Source organism: Arthrobacter sp. 2MCAF14, from assembly GCF_052115645.1.
In the GTDB taxonomy this organism is placed as follows: Bacteria; Actinomycetota; Actinomycetes; order Actinomycetales; family Micrococcaceae; genus Arthrobacter.
Genome location: NZ_JBFRHB010000004.1, coordinates 95,306 through 110,157, shown reverse-complemented (window position 1 = coordinate 110,157; position 14,852 = coordinate 95,306). Strand labels below are relative to the sequence as shown.

The 14,852-nt window shown below is 64.3% G+C and carries 13 protein-coding genes; 10 read left to right on the top strand and 3 right to left on the bottom strand.

Features of this window, described 5'->3' with window-relative positions; translation table 11 throughout:
- Positions 1-42 precede the first annotated feature (42 nt).
- Together AB4074_RS05010 and AB4074_RS05005 are read left to right on the top strand one after the other, a co-directional pair.
- Positions 43-1,614, top strand: a complete 1,572-nt coding sequence (locus tag AB4074_RS05010; RefSeq protein ID WP_441412380.1) for a glycosyltransferase family 87 protein — start codon at positions 43-45, stop codon at positions 1,612-1,614.
- The gene (locus tag AB4074_RS05005; RefSeq protein ID WP_441412379.1) at positions 1,607-3,052 is read left to right on the top strand and encodes a phytoene desaturase family protein; all 1,446 of its coding nucleotides are present in this window, start codon (positions 1,607-1,609) and stop codon (positions 3,050-3,052) included. The genes AB4074_RS05010 and AB4074_RS05005 overlap by 8 nt, the downstream gene beginning before the upstream one ends.
- Positions 3,053-3,188: 136 nt before the next feature.
- On the opposite strand, the gene AB4074_RS05000 is transcribed toward AB4074_RS05005, so the two are convergent.
- Positions 3,189-3,794, bottom strand: coding sequence for an NAD(P)-dependent oxidoreductase (locus AB4074_RS05000; protein WP_441412378.1), 606 nt, complete (start codon positions 3,792-3,794; stop codon positions 3,189-3,191).
- A gap of 82 nt (positions 3,795-3,876) precedes the next feature.
- Here AB4074_RS05000 and AB4074_RS04995 point away from each other — a divergent pair, with 82 nt between their 5' ends.
- On the top strand, positions 3,877-4,269 hold the full coding sequence (locus AB4074_RS04995) for a winged helix-turn-helix transcriptional regulator (protein WP_441412377.1): 393 nt from the start codon (positions 3,877-3,879) through the stop codon (positions 4,267-4,269).
- Between the two features lie 61 nt (positions 4,270-4,330).
- Here AB4074_RS04995 and AB4074_RS04990 read toward each other — a convergent pair whose 3' ends face one another.
- Together AB4074_RS04990 and AB4074_RS04985 are read right to left on the bottom strand one after the other, a co-directional pair.
- Positions 4,331-5,035 (bottom strand): ABC transporter ATP-binding protein, encoded by a 705-nt coding sequence (locus AB4074_RS04990; protein ID WP_441412376.1) that lies wholly within the window; start codon positions 5,033-5,035, stop codon positions 4,331-4,333.
- Between the two features lie 39 nt (positions 5,036-5,074).
- A complete protein-coding gene (locus AB4074_RS04985) occupies positions 5,075-6,166 on the bottom strand; it encodes an ABC transporter permease (RefSeq protein ID WP_441412375.1) in 1,092 nt (363 codons plus the stop codon).
- Between the two features lie 281 nt (positions 6,167-6,447).
- On the opposite strand from AB4074_RS04985, the gene AB4074_RS04980 reads away from it, so the two are divergent.
- From AB4074_RS04980 to AB4074_RS04950, 7 genes are all read left to right on the top strand, one after another.
- The gene (locus AB4074_RS04980) at positions 6,448-7,704 is read left to right on the top strand and encodes a sensor histidine kinase (RefSeq protein ID WP_441412459.1); all 1,257 of its coding nucleotides are present in this window, start codon (positions 6,448-6,450) and stop codon (positions 7,702-7,704) included.
- Entirely contained in the window at positions 7,701-8,360 is a 660-nt protein-coding gene (locus AB4074_RS04975) for a response regulator (RefSeq protein WP_441412374.1), read from the top strand. Before AB4074_RS04980 ends, AB4074_RS04975 begins: the two co-directional genes overlap by 4 nt.
- Positions 8,361-8,456: 96 nt before the next feature.
- Entirely contained in the window at positions 8,457-10,451 is a 1,995-nt protein-coding gene (locus AB4074_RS04970) for a penicillin-binding transpeptidase domain-containing protein (RefSeq protein WP_441412373.1), read from the top strand.
- 172 nt (positions 10,452-10,623) lie between these two features.
- On the top strand, positions 10,624-10,920 hold the full coding sequence (locus AB4074_RS04965) for a hypothetical protein (RefSeq protein ID WP_441412372.1): 297 nt from the start codon (positions 10,624-10,626) through the stop codon (positions 10,918-10,920).
- A gap of 206 nt (positions 10,921-11,126) precedes the next feature.
- On the top strand, positions 11,127-12,407 hold the full coding sequence (locus tag AB4074_RS04960; RefSeq protein ID WP_441412371.1) for an FAD-dependent oxidoreductase: 1,281 nt from the start codon (positions 11,127-11,129) through the stop codon (positions 12,405-12,407).
- Between the two features lie 23 nt (positions 12,408-12,430).
- Positions 12,431-13,006 (top strand): TetR/AcrR family transcriptional regulator, encoded by a 576-nt coding sequence (locus AB4074_RS04955; protein ID WP_441412370.1) that lies wholly within the window; start codon positions 12,431-12,433, stop codon positions 13,004-13,006.
- Positions 13,007-13,051: 45 nt separating this feature from the next.
- Complete coding sequence (locus tag AB4074_RS04950) at positions 13,052-14,734, top strand: ABC-F family ATP-binding cassette domain-containing protein (RefSeq protein WP_441412369.1); 1,683 nt, start codon at positions 13,052-13,054, stop codon at positions 14,732-14,734.
- Positions 14,735-14,852: the final 118 nt, after the last annotated feature.

The following is a 14,852-nucleotide window of genomic DNA, read 5'->3' as shown; positions in this document are numbered from 1 at the left end:
TGCCGGAACCTGTTCGCCGGGCCTGAAGGTAAGCTCGATTCCATGCAGGAGACGAAGCCGCACAGCCAGGAAAAGCGTGCCCGCTTTGTGGTTCCCACCCGTAGTGATTCCTTGCTCAGGAACTTCACCGAGTTGATCGGCGGACCCCTCGGGGGGCGGTCCTCCCCCGGGGCAATCTCCCCGGGATTCTTCACCGTTGAGCGGGTCCTGATCATCCTCACGATCGTTGCGGCACTCCTGTCGATCTTGATCAAGGGCTATTGCCGCGTCAACGGTTGGCACACTCCCCAACAGTTCTACGCCACCTGCTACTCGGATTTCCCCGAACTTTTCAGCAGCCGGGGCCTTGCGGACGGCGTGTTTCCGATCTTCGATCAGAAAACACTGTTCGAATATCCCGTGATCACGGGGCTGATTGCGGGTGTTACTACATGGCTCGTACCGGGGCACGGTGCCAGCCCCGAACGGATCCTCGGCTATTTCGATGTGAACGCGACCCTGATTGCGGCCATGTGGATCGTGGTTGTCCTGGCCACCGCGCGCATCAATCGGCGCCGGCCGTGGGACGCTGCCATGGTGGCCCTGGCGCCCGGGATCGTGCTGGCCGGAGTCATCAATTGGGACATGTGGGCCGTGGCCATGCTCGCGGTGGGGATGTACTTCTTCGCAAAGGAACGTCCCGTCCTGGCCGGTCTGTTCATCGGTTTGGGGACAGCCACCAAGCTCTATCCGCTGCTCATACTGGGCGCAATCTTTCTACTCGCGCTACGCGGCGGCCGGCTGCGGGTCTTGTTTGTGACCACCCTATCCGCCACGGGAGCCTGGCTCGCAGTCAATGTCCCGGCCGCAGTCGTCAACCCGGCCGGCTGGCGCTACTTTTTCGACTACACCCGTGATCGCCCCGCTGGATACAGCTCGCCGTGGTTCGCCTACAACCTCGTCGCAGAACGCCTTCAACTGGTCCAGCTTGGCCCGGAGGCCATCAATGCCCTGGCGATGGACATGTTCCTCATTGCCTGCGTTTTGATTGCCGGATTGGCTTTGACAGCGCCGCGGCGCCCGCGGCTGGCCCAGTTGACGTTTCTGATAGTGGCAGCTTTCATCCTGAGCAATAAGGTCTATTCGCCCCAATATGTCCTTTGGCTGGTGCCATTGCTGGCTTTGGCCAGACCCCGCTGGCGTGATTTCCTGCTCTGGCAGGCGGCCGAGGCGTTGCATTGGACCGCCACGTGGATGTATCTGGGCCAGACGACCAGCGGCGGGGCCGCGCAGAACAACATCGATATGCCGTACTACGTCATGGCCGTCACGCTACACATGGCCGCAACGGCATATTTGATGTTGAGGGTTGCATGGGACATCTGGGAACCCCACCTGGATCCCCTCCGAGTCCACGGTGTGGACGACCCCCACGGTGGTGAGTTCAACGGCGCCGAGGATTGGTTCCGGATAGACCTCAAGAACCCGGCGGCATCGGTGCTGCCTTGGCGGCGCGATGCCTTGAACGCCGTGGAAGCTGAGTCCGTGCTCGACGCGCAATCCGGGGTCGATACGCCCAAACCTTCCCACGACTCAGTGGCCTCTACACGCGGCGAGGCCGAAGGCGATGGCTGAGGTCGCCGTCGTCGGCTCCGGACCTAACGGCTTGGCCGCCGCGGTAGTCATGGCCCGCGCGGGCCTGGCTGTGCGGGTGTATGAGGCCGCCGAGACGATCGGTGGGGGAACACGGACAGCTGAGCTGCTGGAACCGGGGCACGTCTACGATGTCTGTTCCGCGGTCCATCCGATGGCGCTGGCTTCGCGTTTCTTCCGGGAGTTTGAACTCGAGCGGCGCGTGGAGCTGCGATTGCCGGAAATCCAATACGGAACTCCGCTCGACGGCGGCAGGGCAGCCCTCGCGTATCGCTCGCTGGAGCGGACCGCTTCAGAACTCGGGCCTGACGGATCTGCGTTTACCCGCCTGATGGGACCGCTGGTGGAGCGCATGGGCGGGGTCCTGGATGTGACGCAGAACCAACTGCTGAGGATCCCGGCCGATCCGGTGGCGGCGTTACGACTTGGGTTGGCGACCCTGGAGCAGGGTTCGCCGTGGTGGAACCGGCGCTTCTCCGGGGAAGCGGCTCCCGCACTCCTGACCGGGGTCGCGGCGCACGCTGTGGGGCCGCTTCCTTCGCTCGCCGCCGCGGGGGCGGGACTCCTTCTGGGTGCGTTGGCTCATGCCGGCGGGTGGCCCATTCCCGTTGGTGGCTCTGTCGCTATAGCGGAGGCCATGGTCCGGGACATCGAGGCCCACGGCGGAGTGATTGAGACCGGCGTTCAGATCGATTCCCTCGAAGAGCTGCGCCCCGCGAAGGCCATCCTGTTGGACGTTGCTCCCCCGGGACTGCTGCGTATGGCCGGTTCGGCGATTCCCGACCGCTATCGGCGGTCGCTGGAAGCATTCCGGTTCGGGAATGCAGCGTGCAAGGTGGATTTCATCCTCTCCGGGCCGGTGCCTTGGGCAGCTCCAGGTCTGGCCGCCGCCGGGACGGTCCACGTAGGTGGCACGCGTGACGCCATGGCCGAGGCCGAGAACCTGGTAGCGGCCGGCCGACATCCCACGAAGCCCTACGTCCTTGTTGCCCAGCCATCTATTGTGGATCCCGGGCGCGCTCCCGTCGGGCGGCACATTCTCTGGTCCTATTGCCACGTGCCCAAAGGATCGACTGTGGACATGGCCGAGGCGGTCATCTCCAGGATTGAGGAATTCGCGCCGGGCTTCCGCGACGTGGTGATCGGCTGGAAAACGACGACGGCGGCAGGCTTGGCGGAATACAACGCGAACTATGTTGGTGGAGACTTCAGCGCAGGACTGATGGACATTCGGGGATTGCTGCGGCGTCCCGTGTTTTCAACGGTGCCATGGCGGACGCCCATTCCAGGAGTGTACCTGTGTTCCTCCTCAACGCCCCCCGGCCCCGGAGTAACAGGAATGCCCGGGTATCACGCTGCTAAATATGCCCTGAAGGACATGTTCGGCCTGCAGATACCCGGGCTCGGCTTGGGCAGTTAACCTCCCCCGACGCTCGCTCACATATGTCGACAAAATCCCGGACGCTCGCTCACATAGGTATCCAAGCGATCCGCGTGTTCATTCAGATGTGAGCGGGCGTTGGGAAATGCGCCGTCATATGTGAGCGGGCGTTGGGTTAGTTGGCTGCGGTGAACCGGGCGCGGCGGTGGGCCGGAGTTTCGATTTCGTCCAACATGGCGACGGCGTAGTCCTGGGTGGAGATGGTGTTGCCGGCGGGAGAATCCGTGGCAGTGGAGTACGTTCCCGTGCGCTCTCCTGGCTGGATGACCGGCGCGGGTGCGAGTACGGTCCAATCGAGGCTCTCGGGAGCTTCCTTGACGGCAGCGAAAGCTGCGGCCGCTGTAGTTGCCTCGGCCTTGTAGACCTCAGGGAAGTCGGGCGAATCGAGGAGGCGGACTCCGTCGATCTCCAGTGTGCCTGCGCCGCCGACGATCATGAGGCGCGTGCCCTCGGCGTTGCTGTAGGCGGTGTCCATTGCCGCAAGCCATTCTCCGTGGTCTCCGCCGGTGCGGCTCGGGCCGGTGGCGAGGATGACGGCGTCGTGCTCTTTGGCGATCTCCGCGAAGCTCTGGCCATCAGCGAGGTCGGCGGCGAGAGCCTTCGCTCCAGCAACCTCTGAGCCCTTGCGGGAGATCGCGGTGACTTCGTGGCCGCGGGTGAGGGATTCGTTGACGATCTGGCTTCCGACCATGCCTGTTGCGCCGTAAACTGCGATTTTCATGACTCTCCTTGGGTTGCTATCCTTGCAATATCAAAACAGTATCTAATTGATACTGATAGCTTCAAAGGAACTTAGTTACCTCATGGATACCACCGACCTGCCAGCGAACATCCTCGACCCTGATTGCCCGTCTCGAGTGATCTTTCAGCGCATCGGCGACAAATGGGCCTCGTTGGTGGTCCAGGTCCTCGCGGACGGCCCCATCCGTTTCTCCGAGCTTCGCAAGATGGTCCACGTGGTGACGCCCAAGGTGCTCACCCAGACCCTTCGCACCCTGGAGCGCGACGGTCTCATCACCCGGACGGTCCACGCGCAGGTGCCCCCGCGCGTCGACTATGAACTGACCGAGCTTGGAGCTTCCCTCTTGGAGCCATTGAACCTTTTGCGTCTCTGGGCGGAGGACCACGTGCCCAGTATTCTCAAGGCCCGTGATGCCTATGACGATGCCCATGACGAGGCTTTAATCGGCGGCTGACCCGCCTCGCCTTCGCCAACTGACTCGCAGTAAGTGTCGTTTTGAGGGCTCAGAACGACATCTAATGCGAGTTAGTTGGGCTGACGGGTACTCCTAAACCGAGGCGCCCGTCCCGCATGGTTGCGACCGAATCGGTGAGCGGCAGGAACTCGGTGTCGTGCGTGACCATGACGGTCGCCGTCGCGAATTCGTCCGTGACCTGCCGCAGCAACCGCACGATCGATTCGCTGCGCTCGTGATCCAAGGCAGCCGTCGGCTCGTCGACGAGCAGCACCCGGGGCTGGCCCATGAGCGCCCTCGCGATGTTTACGCGCTGCCGCTCTCCTCCGGAGAGCTGGTGCGGCCGCTTATTGAGTGAAGTCCCGAGCCCGACGACGTCGAGCAGTTCCGTAGCGCGCTTTCGTGCCTTAGCGGCGGGCTTTCCCCGGAGGTGGTCGCCGATGATCAGCTGCTCGACGGCGGTCAGTGCCGGCAGGAGATTGGCTTGCTGGAAGATGATGCCCACTTTTTCCCGGCGCATGGAAGTGAGTTCTGTGTCCTTGAGTCCGGTGGCATCCGTGCCGTCGATGATGACGAGCCCGGAACTTGGCCGGACCAGTGTTGCCGCCACGGCCAGAAGCGAGGACTTTCCTGAGCCGGACGGGCCCACGAGGGAACAGAATTCGCCGGCGTCCACGCGGAGATCCACGGCGTCCAGGGCCTTGAGGGTGGAGTCTCCGTCGGGGTATTCCAGGGTGACATTGACGAGGTTTAGTGCGGAGTTCATGAATATGCCTTTCGTGGAATATTAACTTGTTCGAATGGCCTAGTTGCCGCCGAGGGCGATCAGCGGATCCACTCGGGTGATGCTGCGTACGGCAACCGCTGCACCGCCAAGGCCGAGGATCACCATCCCGGCAATCGGGACGAGCGTAGTCAGCGGAGTCACGAGGAACGGGGCCGCCTTGGCGGCGAAGGAGCCGCCCAGCACACCAAGGCCCCCACCCAGTCCCGCGCCGGCGAGCAAGACGATGCCCGCTTGGACCAATGCGTCCCGCACCACATAGCCGGAGGAGGCACCCATGGCCTTGAGCACCGCGATGTCCCGTGTGCGCTGAACAGTCCAGACGGTCAGGAATGCCACGATGACAAGCGCCGAGATGCCGTAGAGGAAAGCCTGCATGAGCATCAGGGAGCCGTTTTCGCTCTTGTAGGAGCCGAGGGCCTGGAATGAGCCGCTGGGGGTGGCGCTGACACTACCGGCCACCGCATTGGCGGCGTCGAGGTCCACGGAGGCACCGGCGTCGTACGTCACCGCGAGGACCGTCCCAATCGATTCCCCGGCAGGAATATGTGCGAGCTTCTGCCACGTGGCCAGGGAGGTCCAGACGACCCCCGTGTGCGAATACCACTCGTCCTGGGTAATGGCCGAAACCGTCAGGCTGGTACCGCCCACGGTCGCCCGGCTCCCGATAGTCAGCCTCAGTTCCTTCGCCAAGGACTCCCCGACCACCACCTCGCTCTCCTTGACCGCCACTGGCGAGATGCCGCCGTCGGCCCCGAAGACCGCGACGTTGGCGGTGCCCGCGGCATTATTGGAGGAATCGAGGGACTGGAACCGCGTCTGGCTGATACCCACGGCCTCGGCAGAAGCAACACCCGGCCGGTTCCGCCAGGCTTCGAGCTGCTTGTTGGACACCTCCGATTCCGTATAAGACGCCTTGGCCTCGCCACCGGCGGGCGCGCCGAAGGCGATTTGCTGCGCTGGAAGGCCTGCAATGGCCGACGTCGACTGGTTGCCGAGGCCGGCGGTCAGTCCGGAGAGCATGACGAGAAGGAGTGTGATGAGGGCGACGACGCTTCCCATGAGGGCGAAGCGGCCCTTGGCGAAGCGGATGTCGCGCACTGCGAGAAACATGGAATTCCTTTGGTTCGGAGGCGATCTTCTGGTTCTGTTTCAACTCTCCGGGCAGTTGGCGCGTGAAACATCAGGAAGTGGATGGACTCATCCGATCGCCTTGGTTGACCCGCGGATCAACCGTTTGGTTGATTGGGCCCGAATACCACGGAATCGGGGCAAGAGTGTCGGCGGGCGAGACTACGCTGGAGGGCATGCAGGGAGACGATTTGCCGCAAGCCACCGCGCAGCCCAGCGTCACAGCGCAGCCCAAAGAGACGGCGCAGCCCAGTGGCTCGGCCATGATTTTGCGTGTCCTGCGCGTGAGCCTGCACGTCGGTTTCGCCGTGCTTCTGCTGGTCGCCGTCCTCAGGCTTGCGGTGGCGGGACTTTCCCCTTTGGCCACCGGTTCCGGCCTCGGCCTTGCGCTGCTACTGGCTGCTGTCTACCTCGTGGGGACGGTTCTCGAAAAGAGGCACGCCGGCAATCCTGAGCGCTTCGATCCGCAGCCCTACGCGCGCTGGTGGCTCGCCGTCGTGGGTTTCCTGTGGCTGCTGCTCATGCTCATCAGTCCGGACTTCGCTTGGATAGCCTTCCCGTTGTTCTTCCTGCAACTGCATATCTTGCCGCGGCGCTTCTCCCTGCCGGCCATTGCTGCCAGCACGGCCCTGCTTATCACGGCCATGTGGTTCCATAACCGTGGTGCCGGGGCGGATGCCTTGCAACTTGCCATGGTTCTCGGGCCTGTTTTCGGGGCCGCCTTCGCGGTTGTCACCGGCCTGGCGTATCGGGCGCTGTACGTCGAGGCGGAGAACCAACGGCTCGCCGCTGAGGAATTGCGCCGCACACGGGCCGAGCTGGCACAAAGCCAGCACGACGCCGGTGCGCTGGCCGAGCGCGAAAGGCTCGCCCGCGAAATCCACGACACCCTCGCTCAGGGATTCTCAAGCATCGTCCTGATGGGGCGCTCCGCCGAGAAAGCCCTTGACGCCGGTGACAACGCTGCGGCCCGCGACCGGCTCAGGACCGTCCGGGAGACAGCAGCCAGCAACCTGGCGGAGGCCCGCAATTTCGTCCGCGGCCTCGGGTCCCCGGAGCTGGCCGAGTCCACCCTTGCAGACACGCTGCGTCGCCTCTGCTCAAGGACCGAGGCAGAGGCCGCCGCCCGCGGAGCCACGTTGCGCTGCCGCTTCGAGCTCCAGGGCACGCCGGTGGCGCTGCCCAACCCTTACCAGACCACCTTGTTGCGCGCGGCGCAGTCTTCCTTGGCCAACGTATGGGCGCATGCCCAGGCGAGCACCGCCGTCGTCACCCTGTCCTTCCTGGACGCCGAAGTGACCATGGACGTGTTCGACGACGGCACGGGCTTCGATCCCGCGGCGGCCGCTGCCGCGGCAATCCGCGGTGACGGAACCGGCGTCGGGCTCAAAAGCCTGCGCGAGCGGCTTGCGGCCCTGAAAGGAACGCTCGACGTCGAGTCGGCTCCCGGCGAGGGGACCGTGGTGGCAATCCGGCTGCCCTTGGGTACTGGCAACCCGGCTTTGGAGGCATCCCCATGAGCAACAACATCAGGGTTTTACTGGTTGACGATCATCCCGTGGTCCGCGCAGGGCTCCGGGCCATGCTTGCCGATTTTGAAGGCGTCCAAGTGGTGGCGGAAGCGGCCGACGGGGGCGCCGCGTTGGCTGAACTGGCAAAGCTCCACACCCTCGGAGAACCCGTGGACGTGGTCCTCATGGACTTGCAAATGGGCTCGGGGATGGACGGCGTCACCGCTACCGGCAAGATCAAAGCCGGTGAAGCCGGAACTCCCCCACCGCCGGTCCTGATCCTGACCACCTACGACAACGACGCCGACATTCTCGCCGCAGTAGAAGCCGGTGCCAGCGGATACATGCTCAAAGACGCGCCACCCGAGCAAATCCGGGAGGCTGTGGTGTCTGCGGCAGCGGGTCAAACAGCCCTTGCGCCAGAGGTCGCCGCGCGGCTCATGGGGCGGATCCGCAATCCGGTGCACGCCCTGAGTGCGCGTGAAGTCCAACTCGTGGAGCTCCTCGCCACTGGCATGAGCAACCGTGCGATGGCGAAGCAACTCTTCATTTCCGAGGCCACAGTCAAGACCCATTTGGTGCACATTTACGGCAAGCTGGGCGTCGACAACCGGACGGCGGCCATCGCAGCGGCAACCCAGCGCAGGATCATCCGGAGCCAGTAGGATCTGCGGGAAGCCCAGGCGCCTGAAGCATCACAAAAGCGCAACGTGCTGTGATTTGGATCATTCCGGTCGGCCCAAGGAGGCATAATTGCGCAAATGGGGAAAACCAAGAATCTTGTCCTGGGGCTTGCCGCCCTGATGATTGCAGGCTCGCTGACCGCTTGTGATGACGGCCGCTCCGGGGCGGAAGGCGCTGCGAAGCAGCTCGCGTCGTCCCTGGCAGCGCTCGACGTCGGATCGCTCGCCGTTGACGGCAAAGACGCCGCAGCGGCGAACGAGCAGCTCAAGGCCGTGTTTGCGGCCCTCGATCCGGCCAAGCCGTCCGTTGAAAGCGGCGCTGTGAAGCTCGACGGCGACAAGGCGTCGGTCCCGCTCAACTTCACGTGGAAGATCGGAACTGCGGAGTGGAAATACACCTCCCAGGCCGCGCTGAAGAAATCCGGCGACAAGTGGGCCGTCCAATGGACTACGACACTCTTGGAGCCGGACCTTAAGGACGGCGAAGTCCTGGACAAGACCGTCACTTCCCCGTCCAGGGCCGATATCCTCGGCGCTGGGGACGCGAAATTGGTCAGCTACCGTCCAGTGGTTCACGTGGGCATCGATAAGACCACGATTGGATCGGCGGATCCCGCTGTTTCGGCGGCGAAACTTGCCCAACTGGTCGGCGTGGACGAAGCCGCGTATGTGAAACAGGTCCAGGCATCCGGCCCACAGGCATTCGTCAGCGCCATCACCCTGCGCGAGGACGGAAACCGGACAGTCACAGACCAGCAGATCGCCTCGATTCCGGGCGCTCGTGGCATTCCAGATTTTCTGCCTTTGGCACCGACCCGCACCTTCGCCCGGGCTGTGTTGGGTACCGCGGCTGAGGCAAGCGCCGAACAGATCCAAAAGGCCGGGGGTGCCCTCAAGGTAGGAGACACTGTGGGAACAGGCGGCCTGCAGGAGCAGTATGACGCGCAACTCCGAGGTCAGGATGGAGTCTCCATCAAGACCCGGCCGCAGGGCATGACCGACGACCAGATCAAGGCCGCGAGGCCCGACCCCCGCCGATTGCTTTTTGCCGTCAATGTGAAGCCCGGCGATCCGTTGAAGACCACCCTGGATCCGCGTTTGCAGCAACTCGCTGAAGACACCTTGGGCGGCGTCGGCCCGGCCTCGGCCATAGTGGCGCTCCGCCCCTCCACCGGCGCCGTTCTCGCAGCGGCCTCCGGCCCTGGAAGCAACGGCTACAACACGGCGATGCTGGGGCAGTACGCGCCGGGTTCGACGTTCAAGATCGTTGATTCCCTCGCCTTGATCCGCAACGGAATGACGCCGGATTCCAAGGTGGACTGCACGCCGACAATTACTGTGGACGGCCGGACCTTCAAGAACGCCGAAGGTTATCCGGCGTCATCGCTCGGCTCGGTTGCTTTGCGGGACGCTTTTGCCCATTCGTGCAACACAGCCTTCATCAGTTCCCGGGACAAGGTCAGCCAAGCCCAGCTCGAATCCGCGGCAACTTCATTGGGAGTGGCAGTCCAAGCCCCGAAACTGGGGGCCGATGCCTTCCTGGGATCCGTGCCGGGAAACGCCGACGGCACCGAGCACGCGGCTTCGATGATCGGCCAGGGCAAAGTGCTGCTTTCCCCGCTGGCCGCTGCCATTATGGCCGCCTCGGTGGCCCACGGCGCGCCCGTGTCGCCGCAACTCGTCCTTAACCCCGGCTCAGCCTCACCCTCCGCCGGTGCCACCCCGACGGCGTCCGGCGCGCCGTCGTCGTCGGCCTCCCCCGTCGCGCCAGCGTCTCCGGCCGCGCCAGCGTCCGACAAGCCGGTTACGCCGGCGGAGGCAGCCGCGCTTAGCGACATGATGAGGGCTGTGGTGACCTCCGGCCACGCGGGTTTCCTCGCGTCGGTGCCGGGGGCACCCGTTGGCGCGAAGACTGGGACGGCCGAGTTCGGAAACGACAATCCGCCCAAGACGCACGCCTGGATTGTCGCAGTGCACGGAGATCTGGCGGTGGCAGTGTTCGTGGAAGACGGTGGGCTCGGTGCGACAACCAGCGGCCCGCTGCTCAAATCGTTCCTCACTGCGGCTGGCTGAGCCGTCCGCAGACCGCTGGTGTTTGTTCTCTGGATGGACGTATTCTCAGGCTGTCACGCCGCGCCTTCTGCTGGAAGGTAACGCTAAGGAGCAACAGCAACGAGGGGAACCCATGTCGACGCCGCAGCAAGGATTTCAGTCCGCTTACCCACCACCGTCCGATCAACGCCCTGTGAGCATGGATCAGTTGCAGTGGTACATGGAGGGCATGAGGCACGCGCGCCTGGCGGCTGTGTTCGGCGTGATCGGAATCTTCTCATTGGGCGTTGTTTTCGGACCCTTGGCGATCATGCAGGCAAAGAAGGCCGAGGGATTCGGAATAGCGGCGCAGGAAGGAAAGGTCCTCGGTTGGGTGGGGATCGGCCTGTTCATCCTTTGGGTCCTGTTTTTCGTCGCCTACATTGTCCTGTTCGCAGCGATCATCGCGAACTTGCCGCACACCCCGTACCCGGGCCACATCGGCACGTAAACGGAACATTCCTGAGCGCGCCAGACTGTGCTGAACAGTATTGCGGCCGTATGTGAGCGAGCGTCGCCGGAAAGGGGGATATATGTGAGCGAGCGTCGCAGGGAGGGGCCGCGCACTCCTCTGGACAGGTCTCCCTGGCGGGTGCACACTTAATTCAACGCTTGTTGAATTAGTTGCGGAAATGAAGTTCAACCCCGGGAAGGGCCATGAACCAGCCTGAAAGCACCACGTGCGTCATCGCGGGCGGGGGCCCGGCGGGGGTGATGCTCGGACTCCTTCTGGCCCGGGCCGGCGTCGAGGTCACCGTCCTCGAAAAGCACGCCGACTTCCTGCGCGACTTCCGCGGCGACACTGTCCACCCCTCCACCATCCGTCTCTTGGATGAGCTTGGGCTGGGCGAGGGATTCCGGGCTTTGCCCCAAAGCAAGCTCGGCAATTTCAAACTCCCCGCGCGCGGCAAGGAAGTGACCCTGGTCGACTTCGATCGCCTCAAGCCACCCTACGATTACGTAGCCATGGTTCCGCAGTGGGACCTCCTGAATTTCCTGGTGGACGCCGCACAGCAAGAGCCGCAGTTCACGCTCCGGATGAACACCGAGGCCACGGATCTGCTGTACGACGACGGCGGGAAGGTCGCCGGGGTGGCGTACCGCATCCGGGACGCGGCGTCCGGAGTGGAAACCGGGACGGGGGAGCTTCGCGCGACGTTGACGGTGGCATGCGACGGCCGCAGCTCGGTGCTCCGGCAGAAGGCAGGACTGGTCCCCCGCGAGTTCCCCGTGCCCTTCGACACCTGGTGGTTCAGGCTCTCCCGGCGCGCGGACGAACAGGGACAGTTGGCCTCGATCATGCCCCGCTTCTCCGGCACCGATGTGCTCCTCAGCCTGACGCGCAAGGACTTCTACCAGATCGGCTACATCGCGGAGAAGGGCAAGGACCCGCAAATGCGTGCCGAAGGGGTGGAGAGCTTCCGTGCCCGCGTGGCCCGAATCCGCCCGGATCTGGCGGACCGCGTGGATGAAATCAGGTCCATGGACGATCTCCATTTGCTCGATGTGAAGCTCAACCGGATCAAGCCCTGGCACAAACCAGGCCTCCTCCTCATCGGAGACGCCGCCCACGCGATGTCTCCCGCAGGCGGTGTGGGGATCAACCTGGCTATCCAGGACGCCGTTGCCGCGGCCCAGTGCATCGCCCGCCCATTGCTTCAGGGCACCCTTGGCGAGGCAGATCTCGCTTCGGTGCAGAAGCGCCGCTGGTTCCCCACCGTGGTGATCCAGAATATGCAGCTCCTCATCCAGAAAGCGGTCTTCGGCCCCGCAGTTAAGGGCCAGTTGGTGGGCCCGCCGGGTCCGGTGGTCTTTGTCGCCCGCCACGTACCCTGGTTCGGGAAACTTCCAGCGCTCATGATCGCCTTCGGGCCGCGGCCCGAGCACGCCCCGGACTTTGCGCGCCGGAAGCCCGCCGTGAATCGGAAACCGGTGTGAACAGGGGTCGCCGCCCGGGACAGGTGAGCAGCCGGGACGCGGTTCTCCGTGCGGCCCGCGAACAGTTCAGCCGCAAGGGATATGATGCGGCAACAGTCCGGGCCATCGCGGCCGAGGCCGGCGTGGATCCATCCATGATCAACCATCATTTCGGCACCAAGGAGCAGCTGTTCATGGCTGCACTCGAGTCACCCGTGGATCCCAAGGAACACCTGACGGCTGTCCTTGACGGGCCGCGGGACGGCGTCGGGGAGCGGTTGGTATCGCGCTTCCTGACAGTTTGGGACTCGTCCGCGGGGGCGGCCGGAGTCGCGGTTCTCCGCACGGCCATGCAACACGAATGGAGTGCGGCACTGGTCCGCGAGTTCATCCTCAACCGGGCTATCAAACCGTTGCTCGCTGGCCTTGGTGTCCCCGCGGAAGAGGCTTCGTGGCGCGGAAGCCTGGTGGCATCGCAGCTTTCCGGACTCATCCTGACCCGTTACCTGATCAAACTGGAGCCGATCGCTTCGGCCCCGCACGCCGTCGTCGTCCAAGCGCTAGGGCCAACAATCCAGCGCTATCTCACCGGCGCGGTAATCGGCGAACCGTCGGCCTGAGCGAGCGGCTGAGGAGTCCCCCGCGGTCCGTGGGAAGATTGGGCAGTGGCCCATATTGACGTTTCAGGCATCGACTACTTTCTCTCCGACGGCACCCAGCTGCTCAACGGTGTGACCTTCAAGGTCCCGGACGGCAGCAAAACGGCCCTGATCGGGCCCAACGGAACGGGAAAGACCACCCTGTTCAAGATCATCGCCGGCGATCTCACGCCTGACGAAGGAGTGGTGGGCCGTTCCGGCACCATGGGCATCATGCGACAGTTCGTCGGGCAGGTCCGCGATGATTCCACCGTGCGTGACCTGCTCGTTTCCGCCGCGCCGCCGGCCCTCGCCGCGGCCGCCAAGGCGGTCGAGGACGCCGAGCTCGCCATGATGGAGCACGACGACGAGCCAACCCAGATGCGGTACGCCCAAGCGATCGTGGACTGGGGAGACGCCGGAGGATACGACGTCGAGACCGTCTGGGACGAGGTCTGCATGGCCGCGCTCGGCATCCCCTTTGACCGCGCACAGCACCGACCGGCGTCGAGCCTTTCGGGAGGCGAGCAGAAGCGGCTGGTGCTTGAGGCCCTGTTCTCCGGGCCGGATCAGCTCCTGCTGCTCGACGAACCGGACAACTACCTCGACGTTCCAGGCAAGCGTTGGCTCGAAAGCAAGCTCAACGAATCCAAGAAGACGGTCTTCTTCATCAGCCACGACCGCGAGCTGCTCAACAACGCCGCGGGCCGCATCGTGACCCTTGAGCCCGGCATCAACGGGGCCGGTGCCTGGGTGCACGGCGGGAGTTTCGGCACCTATGTGGAAGCGCGTATCGACCGCAACGCGCGCTTCGAGGAACTGCGCAAGCGCTGGGACGAGGAGCACCTGAAGCTCAAGGAACTCGTCATCATGTACAAGACCAAGGCTGCATTCCGCTCGGACATGGCTAACAAGTACCAGGCCGCTCAAACACGACTCGCCAAGTTCCTCGAGGCCGGACCGCCTGAAGCCCTGCCGCTGGAGCAGAACGTGCACATGCGCCTCAAGGGAGGCCGCACGGCCAAACGCGCCGTGGTGGCTGAAAAGCTTGAACTCACGGGCCTGATGAAGCCGTTCTCCACCGAGATCTGGTTCGGGGACCGCGTGGGCGTGCTCGGTTCCAATGGTTCGGGCAAGAGCCACTTCCTGCGGCTCCTCGCTGCAGGCGGCACCGACCCGGAGCGCGAGCATTTGCCGGTTTCCGACGTCGAAATCGCTGAAGTTCCGCACGAAGGCACCGTGAAACTGGGTGCCAGGATCCGGCCCGGATTCTTCGCGCAGACCCATTCCCGTCCGGACCTCCTGGGCCGGACGCTCCTGGACATCCTGCACCGGGGTGACGAACACCGTTCCGGGCTGGGCCGCGAGGCCGCTTCCGGCGCGCTCGACTCCTACGGGCTGGTGGGCTCGGCCGAGCAGAAGTACGAGTCGCTCTCCGGCGGGCAACAGGCGCGTTTCCAGATCCTGCTCCTCCAGCTGTCCGGCGCCACGCTCCTGCTTCTGGACGAACCCACGGACAACCTGGACCTGCACTCGGGCGAGGCCTTGGAACGCGCGATCGACGCGTTCGAGGGCACGGTCCTGGCCGTCACGCACGACCGTTGGTTCGCGAAGTCCTTCGACCGTTTCCTCGTCTTCGGATCCGACGGCAAAGTCTACGAATCCGCCGAGCCCGTCTGGGACGAGTCCCGGGTAGAGCGGGCGCGCTGACTTCCAGCAGACTCCGGCCGCGCGCGACGGCGTTCCCGGCCTAAGACGCTCGCTCCCCTTTGGTGCGTTTTTTCGGAACGCTCGCTCACCTATGACGGGTCGCCACGGAACGCTCGCT